This window comes from Sphingomonas sanxanigenens DSM 19645 = NX02, assembly GCF_000512205.2.
In the GTDB taxonomy this organism is placed as follows: domain Bacteria; phylum Pseudomonadota; class Alphaproteobacteria; order Sphingomonadales; family Sphingomonadaceae; genus Sphingomonas_D; species Sphingomonas_D sanxanigenens.
Window position 1 is genome coordinate 2185137 of record NZ_CP006644.1, and the last position, 16185, is coordinate 2201321.

Consider the following 16185-nt stretch of genomic DNA (forward strand, 5'->3'; position numbering starts at 1 on the left):
GGGATCAGATCACACGCTCGGCGAGCAGCGAGAATTGGTCGACCGGGCCCAGATCATCCTGGTCGGTCAGTCGCGTCGGATAGTCGCCGGTGAAGCAGGCGTCGCAATATTGCGGACGAACATCGGCACGCTGCGCCTCGCCCAGCGCCTTGTAGAGCCCGCCGATCGAGATGAACGCCAGGCTGTCCGCACTGATGAAGTCGGTCATGCCCGCGACATCATATTGCGCGGCGAGCAGCTTGGCGCGCTCGGGCGTGTCGACGCCGTAGAAGCAGCTGTGGCGGGTCGGAGGGCTGGCGATGCGCATATGCACTTCGGCGGCGCCGGCATCGCGCATCATCTGGACGATCTTGAGGCTGGTGGTGCCGCGCACGATCGAATCGTCGATCAGCACCACGCGCTTGCCGCCGATCAGTTCGCGGTTGGCATTGTGCTTCAGCTTCACGCCGAGGTGGCGAACCTGATCGCCGGGCTGAATGAAGGTGCGGCCGACATAGTGGGAGCGGATGATGCCCAGTTCGAACGGAATGCCGGACGCCTGCGCGAAGCCGAGCGCCGCCGGCACGCCCGAGTCGGGCACCGGCACGACGAGATCGGCCTCGACCGGGCTTTCGAGCGCGAGTTGCGCACCGATCGCCTTGCGGACGGTATAGACGCTCTTGCTGTCGACGATCGAATCGGGCCGCGAGAAATAGACATGCTCGAAGATGCACGGGCGCGGATGGATCGAGCCGAACGGGCGGATCGAACGGACCTCGCCCTCGGTGACGATCACGATCTCGCCGGGATCGACCTGCCGCTCGAATTCGGCGCCCACCACGTCGAGCGCTACGGTTTCGGAGGCGAAGATCACCGACTTGCCGAGACGGCCCATCACCAGCGGGCGGATGCCCAGCGGATCGCGGCACGCCATCATGCCCTCGTTGGTCATGCAGATCAGCGAATAGGCGCCTTCCACCTGGCGCAGCGCATCGATGAATTTGTCGAGCAGGGTCCGGTAGGTCGAGGTCGCGACGAGGTGGATGATCGTCTCGGTGTCCGAGGTGGACTGGAAGATCGAACCGTTGCGCACGAGATCGCGGCGCAGCTTCATCGCGTTGGAGATGTTGCCGTTGTGGGCGATGGCGAAGCCGCCGGTCGCAAGGTCGGCGAACAGCGGCTGGACGTTGCGCAGCGCGGTTTCGCCGGTCGTCGAATAGCGCACATGGCCGCAGGCGATCTCGCCCGGCAGCTTGCGGATCGCATCATCCTTGTCGAAGTTTCCGGCGACGTGGCCCATCGCCCGCAGCGTGTGGAACTCACGGCCATCGAAGCTGGTTATGCCGGCGGCTTCCTGTCCGCGGTGCTGCAGCGCATGCAGCCCCAGGGCGACCATCGCCGCCGCTTTTTCGGCGCCCCAGACGCCGAAAATGCCGCACTCCTCGCGCAGCTTGTCATCATCGAATGGGTGTGTCGTCAGCATGGCGGGGCGGCCCGTTCCCTCATCGCAGTTGGCGCGCATATAGGGAGGGGGAGCGGGTTTGTCGCCTGTTTGTCACATGCTCCCCCGCAAATGGAGAACGGGGGCTTGGCGAGCCGCCTTTTTGTGCGCTTATGGCGCCATGAACGTTCCCCGCGACGCGAGTAGCACGCTCGATCCGAAATTTGATTCCAACGGCCTGCTGACCGCGGTGCTTACGCATCACCAAAGCGGCGCGCTTTTGATGATCGCCCACATGAACGAAGAGGCGTTGGCGACGACTCTCGAGAGCGGGGAGGCGACCTTCTTTTCGCGCAGTCGCGGGCGGCTGTGGAAGAAAGGGGAGACCTCCGGGCACGTCATGCGCGTCGTCGAGGCGCGGATCGACTGCGATCAGGATTGCGTGTGGCTGAAGGTGGAGCCGGCCGGGCCGGCCTGCCACACCGGCGCCGACACCTGCTTCTTCCGGCGGATCGACGGGACGACGCTGGTCCGCGACTGAGTGCGCTTGACGTTCACGTCAACGTTAATATGATGCGCAGCATGTCGACTGCCCTGCATCACGCCCAGGTGGACACGCCCGATCCGCAGGATCGCGCCGAGTACACGATCTCGGACCTGTCCGAGGAGTTCGACGTTACGGCGCGGGCGCTGCGTTTCTACGAGGATGAGGGGCTGATCGCGCCGACACGGCGCGGCCTCAGCCGCATCTACACCAAGCGCGACCGGGCACGGCTGGCGTGGATCCTGCGCGCGAAGCGCGTCGGCTTCAGCCTGGGCGAGATCCGCGAGATGATCGACCTCTACGACATCGGCGATGGCCGGCATGTCCAGCGCCGCGTGACGATCGAGAAGTGCGAGGCGCGGATCGATCTGCTCAAGCGCCAGCGCGAGGATATCGACGCCGCAATCGACGAACTGATCCGCTTCGTCGCGATGGTGAAGAAGGCGGAGTCCGACGCCAGCCGCTGAACTTCTGCCTCCAATCCAATCCGTTTCCGTGCGACACGGCGCGCCTGTTTGCCACGACGCCGGAGCCATGATGACGCGACTCGAACCGGGCCAGCTTTGGGTGATGCGGATCAGGGCCGCGATCTTGGGATGCGTTCTGATCGTGCCGGCCATCGTCGGCGGCTTCTTCATCCAGTCGGAATTCGGCTGGCCGGCATGGTTGCCGCCGCTCGTCGGCGCCGTGTTACTGGTCTGGCCGGTGCTGATCGCCCCGGGGCGGCGCTTTGCCGCCTGGGGCTATGAGGAAGACGCGGATGCGCTGCTGATCGCGCATGGCGTGTGGACCGAGGTGCGGACGGTGGTGCCGTTCAAGCGCGTCCAGCACATCGACGTCGCGCAGGGGCCGATCGAGCGCGGTTTCGGCGTCGCGCAACTGGTGCTCCACACCGCGGGTACCGCGCACAGTCTCGTCGTGCTGCCCGGGCTGGCCCGCGACGCGGCGGAAGCGATGCGCGACCGCATCCGCAGCCATATCCGGCAGGAGCCCGAATGAGCATGGATGACGTCGCCGACCGGCGGCTCCATCCCGGCACAGCGCTGATCGGCTTCATCAAGGGGCTGCCGCAGATGGTGGTGATCCTGCCGCTGATCGCGACGCGTGCGAGCGGCCTGGGCTGGCACATGCTGCTGCCGATAGCGGCAGGTGCGGCGGCGTTGCTTGCCGTGCTGGCATGGCTGCGCTGGCGGCAGTTTCGCTATGGTATCGGCGCGGATGGGCTGGTGATCGAGCATGGCATGATCGGGCGCACGCGGCGCACCATCCCCTTCGATCGCATCCAGGATGTCGATATCGAGCGCCGGCCGCTGCACCGGCTGTTCGGCCTCGCGCGCGTCCGCGTCGAGACCGGGGCGGCCGGGCGCGACGAGGGCGTGCTCGACAGTGTCAGCCTGGCCGAAGCGGACCGGCTGCGCGCGGCGATCCGTGCGGCGCGCGACGGCGGGGCCGTGAGCAGCCCGGGCGTGATCGCGGTCGAGCGCAAGCGTGATGCGATCTTTGCGATGCGCCTGCCGCGCGTGCTGCTGCTCGGGGCGTTCAATTTCTCGCTGGTCTATATCGCGGCGATCTTCGCGGCGCTGAACACGCTCGATAATTTCCTGCCCTTCGACCTCGACGATCCAGAACTTTACCTCGATGCGGCGCGTGACCGGGCGACGGCCGGACTGCTGACGCCGCTGCTCGCCGTGGCCGTGGTGATGGTTGCCGTGCTGCTGGGCGTGGTCGCCGGTGTCGCTCGGGCATTGTCGCGAGAATATGGTTTTCGGCTGCTCGCGGAGGATGGCGGATTCCGCCGCGAGCGCGGTCTGTTCACGCGCAGCGAGGTTGTGATCCCGGCGCGGCGGGTGCAGCTCGGCGTGGTCGAGAGCGGGCCGATCCGCGCGGCGGCCGGTTGGTCGGCGCTGCTGCTGCAGACATTGGGGGAGGGTGGCAAGGCCGATGGCGGTCGCCAGGCCGCTGCGCCGCTGGCCGGCAATACGGAGATTGCGGCGGTGCTGGCGACATCCCGCCTGTTGCGCCTGCCAGCGCCGGGCGTTTTGCAGCCCGTGTCGCGCCGGCATATCTGGCGGGCGCTGGGACCGCGCATCGGCCTGCCCCTCATCGCGATCCTCGTCGCGGGGCTGTTCCAACCCTGGGTTTGGAGCGCGCTCGTCCTCGTCGCGCTCGGCGCGGTGCTGATCGTCCTCGAACGGCGGCGGCATCGCTATCGGCTCGATGGCGACATGCTGTTCATCCAGCGCGGCTGGTGGCGGCGTCGGCTGTGGCTGGTGCCGGTCAAGCGCATTCAACTCGTCGAATTGCGGCGCGGCTGGCTGCAGCGGCGGCTGGGGCTTGCCTCGGTGGTCGCTGACGTCGCGGGCGGCACGATGCTCTCCAACCCGATCGTCGAGGATCTGCGGGAGGTCGATGCCGGGGCGCTGTTCGATGCGCTGCGCGAGGCAGCGCTGCGGCGCTGATCAGTCCGGCTGCGCGACCGGCGCCGCAATCCGCTCAACGTCCTCCGCGGCAAAGCCGGCATTGTCGCGCCAGCCCGGCACGCGGCGCAGCGGCTGATCGCCGAGCGGCGCGCCGACCGGCGTCTTCATGCACTGGCGCGGATCGCGGCGCTTGAACTGCGCGCAATTCCACAACGGCTTTTCGAACCCCGCCTCGCGGTTGCGCAGGAAGCTGAACGACATCGAGGCGCGCGCCTTCTCGGCATCCGCCGGAGTGCGCGGTGTGGCGGCGGCATCGGTCCAGCCCATCACCTTGCAATAGCTGCGCTCGCCGCAGGTCTTGATCGCAAGGCTCGCATAGCTGTCGGCGGAGGCACCGCGATCGAGCGTGATGACGAAGGTGTCGCCGCCCTGCTGGGTCAGCTCGCGCGGCGTGCTCGCCGGGACAGCGGCATAATCGGCGACCAGTTCGCCATCCACCATCCGCGTCGGCGCGGCACCGGCGTGGACGGTCGAATAGCCCGCCAGCTTGGCGACGGACAGTTCCTCACCGCCGATGCGGCCACGGAAGGCCGCCGGCGTGCCCCACCAGCCGCTCCAGCGGAAGAACAGGTGCGTGCCGACCTGCGCGATCTTGTCAAGGCTGGAGCTCCAATAGGGCACCACCCAGTTGGTGTGGTAATGCGTGGCATAGCCGACCGCGGCATAGACGCGGCCGTCGAGCGCGGCGGCGGCGCGCAGCCGCGCGTCGCGCCACGCGGCTTCCGGCATCGCGCGCGCCAGCGCGCCATCGCAGGTGAAGGTGAACTGGCAGCCCGTCGTCCGTTCGGATCCCTGGAAGACGACGCGGCAGACCGACTTCGGATAGGCCGGGTGACGGACGCGGTTGAGCACGACCTGGCCGACCGCGCGCTGGCCCTCATCATCGCCCGCGCCCGCTTCGTAGATCATCGCCGCGGCGAGGCAGTCGATCGAGCGGGCGCGATCCTCGTCCGAGCCTGAGAAGCGAAACGGCACGGCCGCCGGATTGGGCGCGGTCGAGAAGGGTACCGCCGCGTTGATCGCAACCGCATCGGTGGCGTCGACGGGCTTCAGTTCGAGCGGCTCGATCGCGGGTGGCGGCGTCGGCGGCCGAACCGCCGCGGTGGCCGAGGCGGCCACCGCACCGCGCCTGGGAACCGTCGGCGACGGGCGCGGACCCGCGACGACCAGCCACGCCGCCATCACCAGCCCGGCCGCGAAGACGAGCGGCAGCAGCCATGCGAGCCGGTCCGGCGGACTGGTGGTGGCAGCGGTCATGGCTGGTATGAACTGCGGGAGGCTTACGCCTCCGGCAGGAAGTCCGGCACGGACAGGTAGCGCTCGCCGGTGTCGTAGTTGAAGCCTAGCACGCGGCTGCCCGCCGGCAGTTCGGCGAGCTTCTGCGCGATCGCCGCGAGTGTCGCGCCCGAACTGATGCCGACCAGCATGCCTTCCTCGCGCGCGGCGCGGCGCGCCATCTCCTTGGCGTCGGCGGGATCGACCTGGATGACGCCATCGAGCAGCTGGGTGTGGAGGTTGGCGGGCACGAAGCCGGCACCGATGCCCTGGATCGGGTGCGGCGCGGGCTGGCCGCCGGAGATCACCGGAGACAATGTCGGTTCGACGGCGAACACCTTGAGACCGGGCCACTGCGCCTTCAGCACCTGCGCGGTGCCGGTGATGTGGCCGCCGGTGCCGACGCCGGTGACCAGCGCGTCGAGCGGAGTCTCGGCGAAATCGTTGAGGATCTCGCGCGCGGTGGTCTCGACATGGACCGAGATGTTCGCGGGATTCTCGAACTGCTGCGGCATCCACGCGCCCGGGGTCTGCTCGACCAGCTCGATCGCGCGCTCGATCGCGCCCTTCATGCCCTTCTCACGCGGGGTAAGGTCGAAGCTGGCGCCATAGGCGAGCATCAGCCGCCGGCGTTCGATCGACATGCTTTCCGGCATGACGAGGATGAGCTTGTAGCCCTTGACCGCCGCGACCATCGCGAGGCCGATGCCGGTGTTGCCGCTGGTCGGCTCGACGATCGTGCCGCCGGGCTGGAGCGCGCCGGACTTCTCGGCATCCTCGATCATCGACAGCGCGATGCGATCCTTGATCGATCCGCCGGGATTGGATCGTTCGGACTTGATCCACACCTCGGCATCTCCGAACAGCCGGCTGATGCGGATGTGCGGCGTATTACCGATCGTCTCCAGGATGTTCGCGGCTTTCATATGCGCTTCTCCTCCAGCGGGGCGTCCTCGAGCGTCTCGGGCGGCGCGAAATTGCGTGCCCGGCGAATCTCCGGAAACCAGACAGACCATAGAGCGGCGACGATGATCGCGCCTATCCCCCCAACGACGACGCCTGCGACGGGGCCGATCGCCGCGGCGAGGAAACCCGATTCCGCCTCGCCCAGTTCGTTCGAGCCCGAGACGAACAGGGTCGAAACCGCGCCGACGCGGCCGCGCATATCGTCGGGCGTGTAGAGCTGGATCAGCGACTGGCGGACATAGACCGACATCATGTCGGCGGCGCCCAGCACCGCAAGCGCGGCGAGCGACAAGGGCATCGAACGCGAGAGGCCGAAGACGATGGTGGCCGCGCCGAACGCGGCGACACCGATCAGCAGCTTGATGCCGACCCCGGTCTTCAGCGGGCGCCAGGCGAACCAGGCGCCCATCGCCACCGCGCCGAGTGCGGGCGCGGCGCGCAGATGGCCGAGGCCTTCGGCGCCGACCTGCAATATGTCGCGGGCATAGATCGGCAGCATCGCGGTCGCACCGCCCAGCAATACCGCGAACAGATCGAGCGAGATCGCGCCCAGCACCAGCCGGTTGCGGCGGACGTAATGGAGCCCGTCGATCATCTGCGCCCAGGGGTTGGCCGGGCCGCTGATCGTGCTGCGTGCGACCGGCCGGATCAGCGAGAGCATCAGAAAGCTCGTCGCGAACAGGCCGGTGCAGATCGCGTAGGGCAGCCAGTGCTTGGCGGCATAGAGATAGCCGCCCATCGCGGGGCCGAACACCGCGCCGCACTGCCACGCGACCGAGCTGAGCGCGATCGCCGAGGGCAGCACCGCCTTGGGCACGAGGTTGGGGGCCAGCGCCTGCAGCGCCGGGCCGGCAAAGGCGCGCGCCACGCCGAGCAGCGCCGCGACGCCGAACAGCGCGGGCAATGTGATGGTGTTCGTGAAGGTGAGGATCGCGAGCATCGCCGCGCACGCCGCCTCCAGCGCCACCGCGCCGCGCGCCACCCAGCGCCGGTCGACGCGATCCGCCACCCAGCCGACGATCAGGGTCAGCGCCAGCAGCGGCACGAACTGGAAGATGCCGACGAGGCCGAGCTGCAGCGCGGCCTCGCGCGGGTTCATCCCCAGGCTGGTGCGCGAGAAATCATAGACCTGCCAGCCGATGACGATGACCATCGCGTTCTGCGACAGCGTGGTCGAAAGCCGTGCCGCCCAATAGCAACGAAAGTCGCGGAAGGAGAGAGGGGAAGGGAGCTTGTCCGGAGTCTTGTCCACGCGGGCGCTGTAGAAGGGAGCGCGCGGCAAAGGCAATGATCGCTGTGGTTACAGCGACCATAGTATGGCTTCGCCGCGCGCTCGTAGCGGATCAGGCGCGCAGGAAGCGGATCAGCGCCGCCGAAACCTCATCCTTGTGGGTGGCGAGGAGGCCGTGCGGGCCGCCGTCGATCTCGATCAGCTCGCTGCTGGCGATCATCGCCGCCGCCTTGCGGGCCGCCAGCGCGATCGGCACGGTGGCGTCGGCGGTGCCGTGCATGACGAGCGTGGGCACCTCGAACGCGCCCATGTCGGGCCGGAAGTCGGTGCTCGACCAGGAATCGACGCAGGCGAGCGTCGGCAGCAGCCCGCCCTGCATCGCGAGCTGGACGGACCATTCGACGAGACCCTCATGGCTGCCGACCGCCGCGCCGAGCGCGCCGACGCCGTAGAAATCGCGCATGAAGCCTTTGAAGAAGCCGGAGCGGTCGGCCTTGATGCCGGCCTTGATCTCCTCGAACACGCTCGCCGGCGCGCCGTCGGGATTGTCGCCGGTCTGCAGCAGGAACGGGGTGACCGCGGCGATCAGCGCGGCCTGCTCGACGCCGGCGCCCTCATGGCGGGTCATGTAGCGCGCGACCTCGCCGCCGCCCATCGAGAAGCCGACGATGGCGGCGCCATCCTCGGCGTCCATCGCTTCCATCACGTCGGCGAGATCGTCCGCCAGCGTATCATAGTCATAGCCGTGCGCCGGCTGCTCGGAGCGGCCGAAGCCGCGGCGGTCATAGGCGATGGCGCGAAAACCCGCCTCGGCCAGCGCGAGCGACTGATCGTCCCAGCTGTCCGCGGAAAGCGGCCAGCCGTGGATCAGGATGACCGGCCGCCCTTCGCCCCATTCCTTGACATAGAGTTCGGTGCCGTCGCGGGTTTCGACATAGGCCATTGGGGTCATCTCCTGGGAAAAGGGTCGTCAGCGCAACGCGGCGCCATCACCCTCGTTCCTCCGCCGCCGACGCGACGGCACGATGACCGTTTTGCGTCATCGCGGCGACAGCACGCGGGTCGGCGCGGCCCCGGGGAGCGAAAAAACATGCATCGACCCCGGTCGCACCCCGGTCATACCCCGGGCGGACCGCGCGAAGGTGACACGGGTTACAGTGGATTGCAGCCTGTCCATGCCTCTTCCCGGCCCCTGCGCGGAGTCACCGCGCCTTCGACCGACGCCGGTGGACGTCGGTCGATCCGCATTTCTATCGGAGACGCGCATCGTCGTGAATCGCGGGAAGACGCCGGATCGCCCCGCCGCTGCCGCCCGGGGGGCGGCAAGTCGTCGTCACGCCGCCTTCATCACCCGGTTCGCCACGAGATCATCCACCACCGATGGATCGGCGAGCGTCGACGTGTCTCCCAGCGCCTGGGCCGAAACCTCGCCCTCGGCGATCTTGCGCAGGATGCGGCGCATGATCTTGCCCGAGCGGGTCTTGGGCAGGGCGGGGGCGAACTGGATCGCGTCGGGCGTGGCGATCGGGCCGATCTCCATGCGCACCCACTTCACCAGATCCTGGCGCAGCGCGTCCGACGCTTCCTCGCCGGCGTTGAGCGTCACATAGGCGTAGATGCCCTGGCCCTTGAGGTCGTGCGGCATGCCGACGACCGCGGCCTCGGCGACCTTCGCGTGGAGCACCAGCGCGCTTTCCACCTCGGCGGTGCCCATGCGGTGGCCCGAGACGTTGATCACGTCGTCGACGCGGCCGGTGATCCAGTAATAGCCGTCGGCATCGCGGCGGGCGCCGTCGCCGGTGGTGTATTTGCCGCGATAGGTGGTGAAATAGGTCTGGAAGAAACGCGCATGATCGCCCCAGACGGTGCGCATCTGGCCCGGCCATGATCCGGCGATGACGAGATTGCCCTCGGCCGCCCCCTCCAGCACCTTGCCTTCGGCATCGACGATCTCGGGATCGACCGCGGGCATCGGCCTGGTCGCCGATCCCGGCTTGAGGTCGGTCGCGCCCGGCAGCGGCGCGATCATCGCGCCGCCGGTCTCGGTCTGCCACCAGGTGTCGATGATCGGGCAGCGACCCTCGCCGACCACGCCATGATACCAGCGCCAAGCCTCGGGGTTGATCGGTTCGCCGACCGTGCCAAGCAATTTCAAAGACTTACGGCTTGTTCTTGTGACGAACTCGTCGCCCTCCTTCATCAGCGCGCGCAGCGCCGTGGGCGCGGTGAAGACGGTGTGGACCTGGTGCCGGTCGCACACCTCCCAGATCCGCGACGGCGTCGGCCAGTTGGGGACGCCTTCGTACATCAGGGTCGTCGCGCCGTTGGCGAGCGGGCCGTAGACGATATAGGTGTGGCCGGTGACCCAGCCGATGTCGGCGGCGCACCACCAGATGTCGCCGGCGCGATAGTCGAAGCAGAGCTCGTGGGTGTAGCTCGCCCACAGCAGATAGCCGCCGGTGGTGTGGAGCACGCCCTTTGGCTTGCCGGTGGAGCCCGAGGTGTAGAGGATGAACAGCGGATCCTCCGCCTTCATAGGCTCCGGCGGGCAGTCGGCGGGAACCGTCTCGGCCGCCTCATGATACCAGATGTCGCGGCCTTCGGTCATCGCCACCTCGGCGCCGGTCGCCTTGACGACGACGACCGACTGCACGCTGGTGCAGTGGTGGAGCGCGGCGTCGACATTGGCCTTCAACGGCACCTGCTTGCCGCCGCGGCGGCCGCCATCGCTGGTGACGACGATATTGCTGTCGCAATCGGTGATGCGGCCGGCCAGCGCCTCGGGCGAGAAGCCGCCGAACACCACCGAATGGACCGCACCGATCCGCGCGCAGGCGAGCAAGGCGAACGCCGCCTCGGGGATCATCGGCAGGTAGATCGTGATCCGGTCCCCCTTCTTCGCGCCGGCCGCCTTCAGCACATTGGCGAAGCGGCAGACCTCGGCGTGGAGCTGGGCATAGGTGTAGCGGCGCGGTTCGGCCTTGGGATCGTCGGGCTCCCAGAGGATCGCGGTCTGCTCGGCGCGGGTCGCGAGGTGGCGGTCGATGCAATTGGCCGAGACGTTGAGCACGCCGTCGGCGAACCATTCGATGTGGAAATCATCCTCGGCGAACGACCAGTCGCCCGCCACCGTCGGCGCGGTGATCCAGTCCAGCCGCCCCGCCTTCTCCAGCCAGAACCCGTCCGGGTCCGCGAGCGAGCGGGCGTGGAGATCGGCATAGGCCGCTGCGTCCACACGGGCACCCTCGGCCCATTCGGTGGGAACGGGAAACAGGTCGGGATCGGCCATCGTTGCGGCATCCTCTCTCTTGGCTGGCACATGCCGGGGCCGCCGATGTGCCAAAAGGTGCCGCGCGGGGGAAGGGGCAAGCGCGGCGATTCTCGTTCTTGCGACGGGCAAGGCGCACCCAACGCCCCCCTAAGTCCCCTTAACTCCCCCCTAACACTCCCTTAACTCCCCTCAACTCACCCGATAGGGCACGACCTCGCGGACGTCGGGGTCGACCAGGATGGTGCGATCGGCAGGCGGAAAGGCGCGCTGGTCGCAATCCGCGCGCGGGCACAGCCGGCAGGAGATGCCGATCGGCGTCGCCGCGGTCGTCGAGGCGATATCGAGGCCGTCGGCATAGATGAACTCGGCGGCATGTTCCGCTTCGCAGCCGAGCGCGACCGCGTAGCGCCGCGGCGCGCGGGCATAGCTGCCGCTCGGCTTCACCAGCCCCTTCGCCATCGACACATAGCGCACGCCATCGGGCGTCTCGGCGAGCTGGACGAGGATGCGATCGGGGATCGCCACCGCTTCATGGACGATCCACAGCGGGCAGGCGCCGCCGAAGCGGGCGAACTGCAGGCGGGTCGCCGAATGGCGCTTGGTGATGTTGCCGGCCATGTCGACGCGGCAGAAGAAGAAGGGAATGCCGCGCGCGCCCGGGCGCTGGAGCGTGGAGAGGCGGTGGCAGGCCTGTTCGAAGCTGACGCCGAAGCCCTGCCGCAGCCGATCGATATCGTGCCGCATCGCGCGCGCGGCGGCGCGGAACGCCTCATAGGGCATCAGCAGCGCGCCCGCCGCATAGTTGGCGAGGCCCGAGGCGAGAATGTTCTGCGCGACGTCCGAGCGCAGCCGCGCCGAGCCGGCGACCGCGGCGATCGGCGCTTCCAGTTCGATCGCGGCGAGTTGCAGCGCGAGCATGAAGCGGCGGCTTTCGGGCGGCAGCGCGCGATCGATCGCAAGCGTGCCCGCGGCGCGATCGAGCCGCCTGAGCGGGGCATCGTCGGACGGCGGCACCAGCCTGATGCCGTGATGGCCGGAGAGGCGCGCGATGATCGCGGTCTCGCCTGCGTTTGCGCCGAGTTCGCCGGCGAGCGCCTCGGCGGCCCGGTCGATCGGGTCGATATAATTGCCGGCTTCGTGAAACCAGTCGCGAACCTCCTCCCACGGTAGGCGTTCGCTGCCCTGGACGCCGGAGGAGATCGCATCGTCGATGATCTGCAACCGTTCCTCGGCGCGGCGATAGGCGGCGTGCAGGGTCATGAAGCGCTCGGTGAGCACGGGCTGCTGCGTGGCGGCGCGGTGGAGCGCATCCGCGGGCGGCGGGGGACCGTCGAACAGCGGATCGGCGATCGCCTCGCGCAGCGCGGCGGCGCGGCGATCGGCATCGTCGGCATCGAAGATGCGCCAGTCGAGCGGGAAGGCGGCCGCCAGCCGGGCGATCACCGCGGGGGTCAGCGGGCGATCGTCGTTCTCGAGCTGCGAGAGATAGCTGACCGAAAGGTCGAGGCGCGCCGCCATCGCGGCCTGCCCCAGCCCCTCGCGAATCCGCAACGCACGCAGCCGCGCCCCTACGAAATGGCGCCGCTTCGCGGATATCCGTGCTTCGTCATTCACAGACTTTGCAAACCTTCGTTTCGCAATTTTGCAAATTCACATTTGCCCGATGGTGCGAAAAGATGAAAGGGCAGCCTTCTGTTGCCGCAATTCCAAGGGGACGCGATGCTGGAGATCATCGAGAAGCTCGAAGCGAAGCGCGCGGCGGCGCGCATGGGCGGCGGGCAGAAGCGGATCGACGCGCAACACGCCAAGGGCAAGCTCACCGCGCGCGAGCGGGTCGAGGTGCTGCTCGACGAGGATTCGTTCGAGGAACTCGACATGTATGTCGAGCATAACTGCGTCGATTTCGGCATGCAGGGCAACAAGATCCCGGGCGACGGCGTCGTCACCGGATCCGGGACGATCAACGGCCGGCTGGTCTATGTGTTCAGCCAGGATTTCACCGTGTTCGGCGGCGCGCTTTCGGAACGGCACGCGACCAAGATCTGCAAGATCATGGACATGGCGATGAAGGTCGGCGCGCCGGTGATCGGCCTCAACGACAGCGGCGGCGCGCGCATCCAGGAAGGCGTCGCCAGCCTGGCCGGCTATGCCGAGGTGTTCCAGCGCAACGTGCTCGCCTCCGGCGTGGTGCCGCAGCTGTCGCTGATCATGGGGCCGTGCGCGGGCGGCGCGGTCTATTCGCCGGCGATGACCGACTTCATCTTCATGGTGAAGGACAGTTCCTACATGTTCGTGACCGGGCCGGACGTGGTGAAGACCGTCACCAACGAGATCGTGACCCAGGAGGAACTGGGCGGCGCGATCACCCACACCACCAAATCCTCGGTGGCCGACGTGGCGTTCGAGAACGACATCGACGCGCTGCTGGCGGCGCGCGATTTCATCGACTTCCTGCCCGCCTCCAACCGCGAGGCGGTGCCGGCGCGGCCGACCGACGATCCGTGGGACCGGATGGAGCATAGCCTCGACACCTTGATCCCGGCGAGCGCCAACCAGCCCTACGACATGCACGAGCTGATCCGGAAGGTGCTGGACGAAGGCGATTTCTTCGAACTGCAGCCCGCGCATGCCGGCAATATCCTGATCGGCTTCGGCCGCGTCGAGGGCCGCACGGTGGGCATCGTCGCCAACCAGCCGATGGTGCTGGCGGGCTGCCTCGACATCAACTCTTCGAAGAAGGCGGCGCGCTTCGTGCGCTTCTGCGATGCGTTCGAGATCCCGATCATCACCTTCGTCGACGTGCCGGGCTTCCTGCCGGGCGTCGGCCAGGAGCATTCGGGCATCATCAAGCATGGCGCCAAGCTGCTGTTCGCCTATGCCGAGGCGACGGTGCCCAAGATCACGGTGATCACCCGCAAGGCCTATGGCGGCGCCTATGACGTGATGTCGTCCAAGCATCTGCGCGGCGACCTCAACTATGCGTGGCCGACCGCCGAGATCGCGGTGATGGGCGCCAAGGGCGCGGTGGAGATCATCTTCCGGCAGGACATCAAGGATCCCGAGAAGATCGCCGCGCGCACCAAGGAATATGAGGACCGCTTCGCCAACCCGTTCGTGGCGGCGGCGAAGGGCTTCATCGACGAGGTGATCATGCCGCATTCGACCCGCAAGCGGATCGCGCTGGGGCTTCGCAAGCTGCGCAACAAGCAGCTCGAAAACCCGTGGAAGAAGCACGACAACATTCCGCTGTAAGTGGAGGGAGTTGCTGTGAGCAAGATTTATGGCGACGACGAAGAGCTCACTCCGAGCGATGCTCGTCTAATTAAAGGAATGATCGATCGCGGCGACAAGAATGAAGCAATCGCTTCCTATTTTGGGGTTAATCAACGGGCTATATCGCACATCAGGTCAGGGAAAAAGTTCTCTGACGTGGACGTGGCTGCGGCGATTGAACTTCCTCCGCCCGGACCATATGGGGTCGATCCAGTTTATATTCAGTTCTACAGAACTATGACCAGAGTCAATCAGTTGTGGCAGGAGACACGACTTGGTGAGGCAAAGGCGCTTATGGAAAAAGCCCTCTCTGACCCAGTGTTCGGCAGAGAATTGAATGATGTTGAGACGGCGGCGGTCGAATTGATGAGAGATCAATTCGGTTTGATAAAGGAATGATCAAATGAAACTCGGCCGTCTCAACCATGTCGGCGTCGCGACACCGTCGATCGAGACCAGCATCGCCTTCTATCGCGACGTGATGGGCGCGACGAAGATCCACGATCCGTTCGACCTGCCCGCGCAGGGCGTGAAGGTGTGCTTCGTCGACACGCCGGGGCAGGGCGGCACCGCGGGCACGCAGATCGAGCTGATCGAGCCGCTCGGCGAAAAATCGGCGGTCAGCGGCTTCCTCGCGAAGAACCCCGCGGGCGGCCAGCACCATATCTGCTATGAGGTGCCCGACATTCACGCCGCCAAGGCCTGGTTCGAGGCGAAGGGCGCCAAGGTGCTCGGCGAGCCGCGCATCGGCGCGCACGGCACGCCGATCTTCTTCGTCCACCCCAAGGATATGGGCGGGATCCTGACCGAGATCATGGAGAGCCCGAAGGGAGAGGGGCATTGAGCGACGCGCCGATCCTTTATGCGCTGGCGGACAGCGTCGCGACGATCCGGCTCAACCGGCCGGACCGGCTGAACGCGATCACGCCCGACCTGCTCGGTGAGTTGCGCCGCGCCTTCCAGCGCGCGGTGAGCGACGGCGCGCGCGCGGTGCTGCTGACCGGCGAGGGGCGCGCCTTCTGCTCGGGTGCCGAACTGGGCGACATCACCACCGGCATCCCCGACCTCGGCAAGCTGCTCGACGCCCATTATCACCCGGTGATCGAACTGATCGCCTCGCTGCCGATCCCGATCGTCAGCGCGATCAACGGCCCCGCGGCGGGCGCCGGCGCGTCGCTGGCGCTGTCGGGCGACATCATCGTGATGGCGCGCTCCGCCTATCTGCTGCTGGCCTTCGCCAATATCGGGCTGGTGCCCGATGCCGGCGCGACCTGGCTGATCGCCAAGGCTGCCGGCCGCGCCAAGGTGCTGGAAATGGCGCTGCTCGGCGAGCGGATGACCGCGGCGGATGCGCGCGATGCCGGGCTGGTGACGCGTGTCGTCGACGATGAGGCGCTGATGGAGACCGCGCAGGCGCTGGCGGCCAAGCTCGCGGCGATGCCGACATTGGCGCTGGGCATGATCCGCAAGCAGGTGGGCGTGGCGCTCGACGGCACGCTGACCGAAACGCTCGCGGTCGAAGCCGCCAACCAGCACATCGCCGGCCGCAGCGCCGACTTCCTCGAAGGCGTGCTGGCCTTCACCGAGAAGCGCAAGCCGGAGTTCAAGGGACGGTGAAAGCACATATCATCGTCGATTGCGAAGCATCCGGGCCCTGCCCCGGCTTCGGTGATCTGATCAATTTCGGGGCGGTTGTCGTGGAGCCGGGGCTTGAACGCGGCTTCC

General features: G+C 67.5%; 15 protein-coding genes. 8 read left to right on the top strand and 7 right to left on the bottom strand.

Annotation, left to right across the window (positions count from 1 at the left end; genetic code table 11):
- Positions 1-4: 4 nt before the first annotated feature.
- A complete protein-coding gene (gene purF / locus NX02_RS10075; protein ID WP_025292071.1) occupies positions 5-1462 on the bottom strand; it encodes an amidophosphoribosyltransferase in 1458 nt (485 codons plus the stop codon).
- Positions 1463-1601: 139 nt separating this feature from the next.
- On the opposite strand from purF, the gene hisI reads away from it, so the two are divergent.
- The 4 genes from hisI to NX02_RS10095 all read left to right on the top strand — a co-directional run bounded on the left by hisI (position 1602) and on the right by NX02_RS10095 (position 4423).
- Positions 1602-1961: a phosphoribosyl-AMP cyclohydrolase gene (gene hisI, locus NX02_RS10080; RefSeq protein WP_025292072.1), complete on the top strand. Its 360-nt coding sequence runs from the start codon at positions 1602-1604 to the stop codon at positions 1959-1961.
- Positions 1962-2002: 41 nt separating this feature from the next.
- Positions 2003-2431, top strand: coding sequence for a MerR family transcriptional regulator (locus NX02_RS10085; protein ID WP_025292073.1), 429 nt, complete (start codon positions 2003-2005; stop codon positions 2429-2431).
- A 67-nt stretch (positions 2432-2498) separates the two neighbouring features.
- A complete protein-coding gene (locus tag NX02_RS10090; RefSeq protein ID WP_084717689.1) occupies positions 2499-2963 on the top strand; it encodes a PH domain-containing protein in 465 nt (154 codons plus the stop codon).
- Positions 2960-4423 carry a PH domain-containing protein gene (locus NX02_RS10095; RefSeq protein ID WP_025292075.1) on the top strand — a complete coding sequence of 488 codons (1464 nt, stop codon included), beginning with the start codon at positions 2960-2962 and terminating at the stop codon, positions 4421-4423. The genes NX02_RS10090 and NX02_RS10095 overlap by 4 nt, the downstream gene beginning before the upstream one ends.
- Here NX02_RS10095 and NX02_RS10100 read toward each other — a convergent pair whose 3' ends face one another.
- From NX02_RS10100 to NX02_RS10125, 6 genes are all read right to left on the bottom strand, one after another.
- Positions 4424-5701 (bottom strand): cell wall hydrolase, encoded by a 1278-nt coding sequence (locus NX02_RS10100; RefSeq protein WP_025292076.1) that lies wholly within the window; start codon positions 5699-5701, stop codon positions 4424-4426. It lies immediately after the preceding gene.
- 23 nt (positions 5702-5724) lie between these two features.
- Positions 5725-6645, bottom strand: coding sequence for a cysteine synthase A (gene cysK / locus NX02_RS10105; RefSeq protein ID WP_025292077.1), 921 nt, complete (start codon positions 6643-6645; stop codon positions 5725-5727).
- Complete coding sequence (locus NX02_RS10110; protein ID WP_039997355.1) at positions 6642-7937, bottom strand: MFS transporter; 1296 nt, start codon at positions 7935-7937, stop codon at positions 6642-6644. The genes cysK and NX02_RS10110 overlap by 4 nt, the downstream gene beginning before the upstream one ends.
- A 91-nt stretch (positions 7938-8028) precedes the next feature.
- Positions 8029-8859 (bottom strand): alpha/beta fold hydrolase, encoded by an 831-nt coding sequence (locus tag NX02_RS10115; RefSeq protein WP_025292079.1) that lies wholly within the window; start codon positions 8857-8859, stop codon positions 8029-8031.
- Positions 8860-9249: 390 nt separating this feature from the next.
- Positions 9250-11205 (bottom strand): acetate--CoA ligase, encoded by a 1956-nt coding sequence (acs, locus tag NX02_RS10120; RefSeq protein ID WP_025292080.1) that lies wholly within the window; start codon positions 11203-11205, stop codon positions 9250-9252.
- A gap of 171 nt (positions 11206-11376) precedes the next feature.
- Positions 11377-12783, bottom strand: coding sequence for a helix-turn-helix domain-containing protein (locus NX02_RS10125; protein ID WP_025292081.1), 1407 nt, complete (start codon positions 12781-12783; stop codon positions 11377-11379).
- Positions 12784-12906: 123 nt separating this feature from the next.
- Here NX02_RS10125 and NX02_RS10130 point away from each other — a divergent pair, with 123 nt between their 5' ends.
- From NX02_RS10130 to NX02_RS10140, 4 genes are read left to right on the top strand one after another with little or no spacing between them, the layout of a single operon-like run.
- The gene (locus NX02_RS10130) at positions 12907-14439 is read left to right on the top strand and encodes an acyl-CoA carboxylase subunit beta (RefSeq protein WP_025292082.1); all 1533 of its coding nucleotides are present in this window, start codon (positions 12907-12909) and stop codon (positions 14437-14439) included.
- A gap of 15 nt (positions 14440-14454) precedes the next feature.
- Complete coding sequence (locus NX02_RS32360; protein ID WP_158013982.1) at positions 14455-14859, top strand: hypothetical protein; 405 nt, start codon at positions 14455-14457, stop codon at positions 14857-14859.
- 4 nt (positions 14860-14863) lie between these two features.
- Complete coding sequence (gene mce, locus NX02_RS10135) at positions 14864-15304, top strand: methylmalonyl-CoA epimerase (RefSeq protein ID WP_025292083.1); 441 nt, start codon at positions 14864-14866, stop codon at positions 15302-15304.
- Positions 15301-16077 (top strand): enoyl-CoA hydratase-related protein, encoded by a 777-nt coding sequence (locus NX02_RS10140; protein WP_025292084.1) that lies wholly within the window; start codon positions 15301-15303, stop codon positions 16075-16077. The genes mce and NX02_RS10140 overlap by 4 nt, the downstream gene beginning before the upstream one ends.
- The last annotated feature ends 108 nt before the right edge of the window (positions 16078-16185 follow it).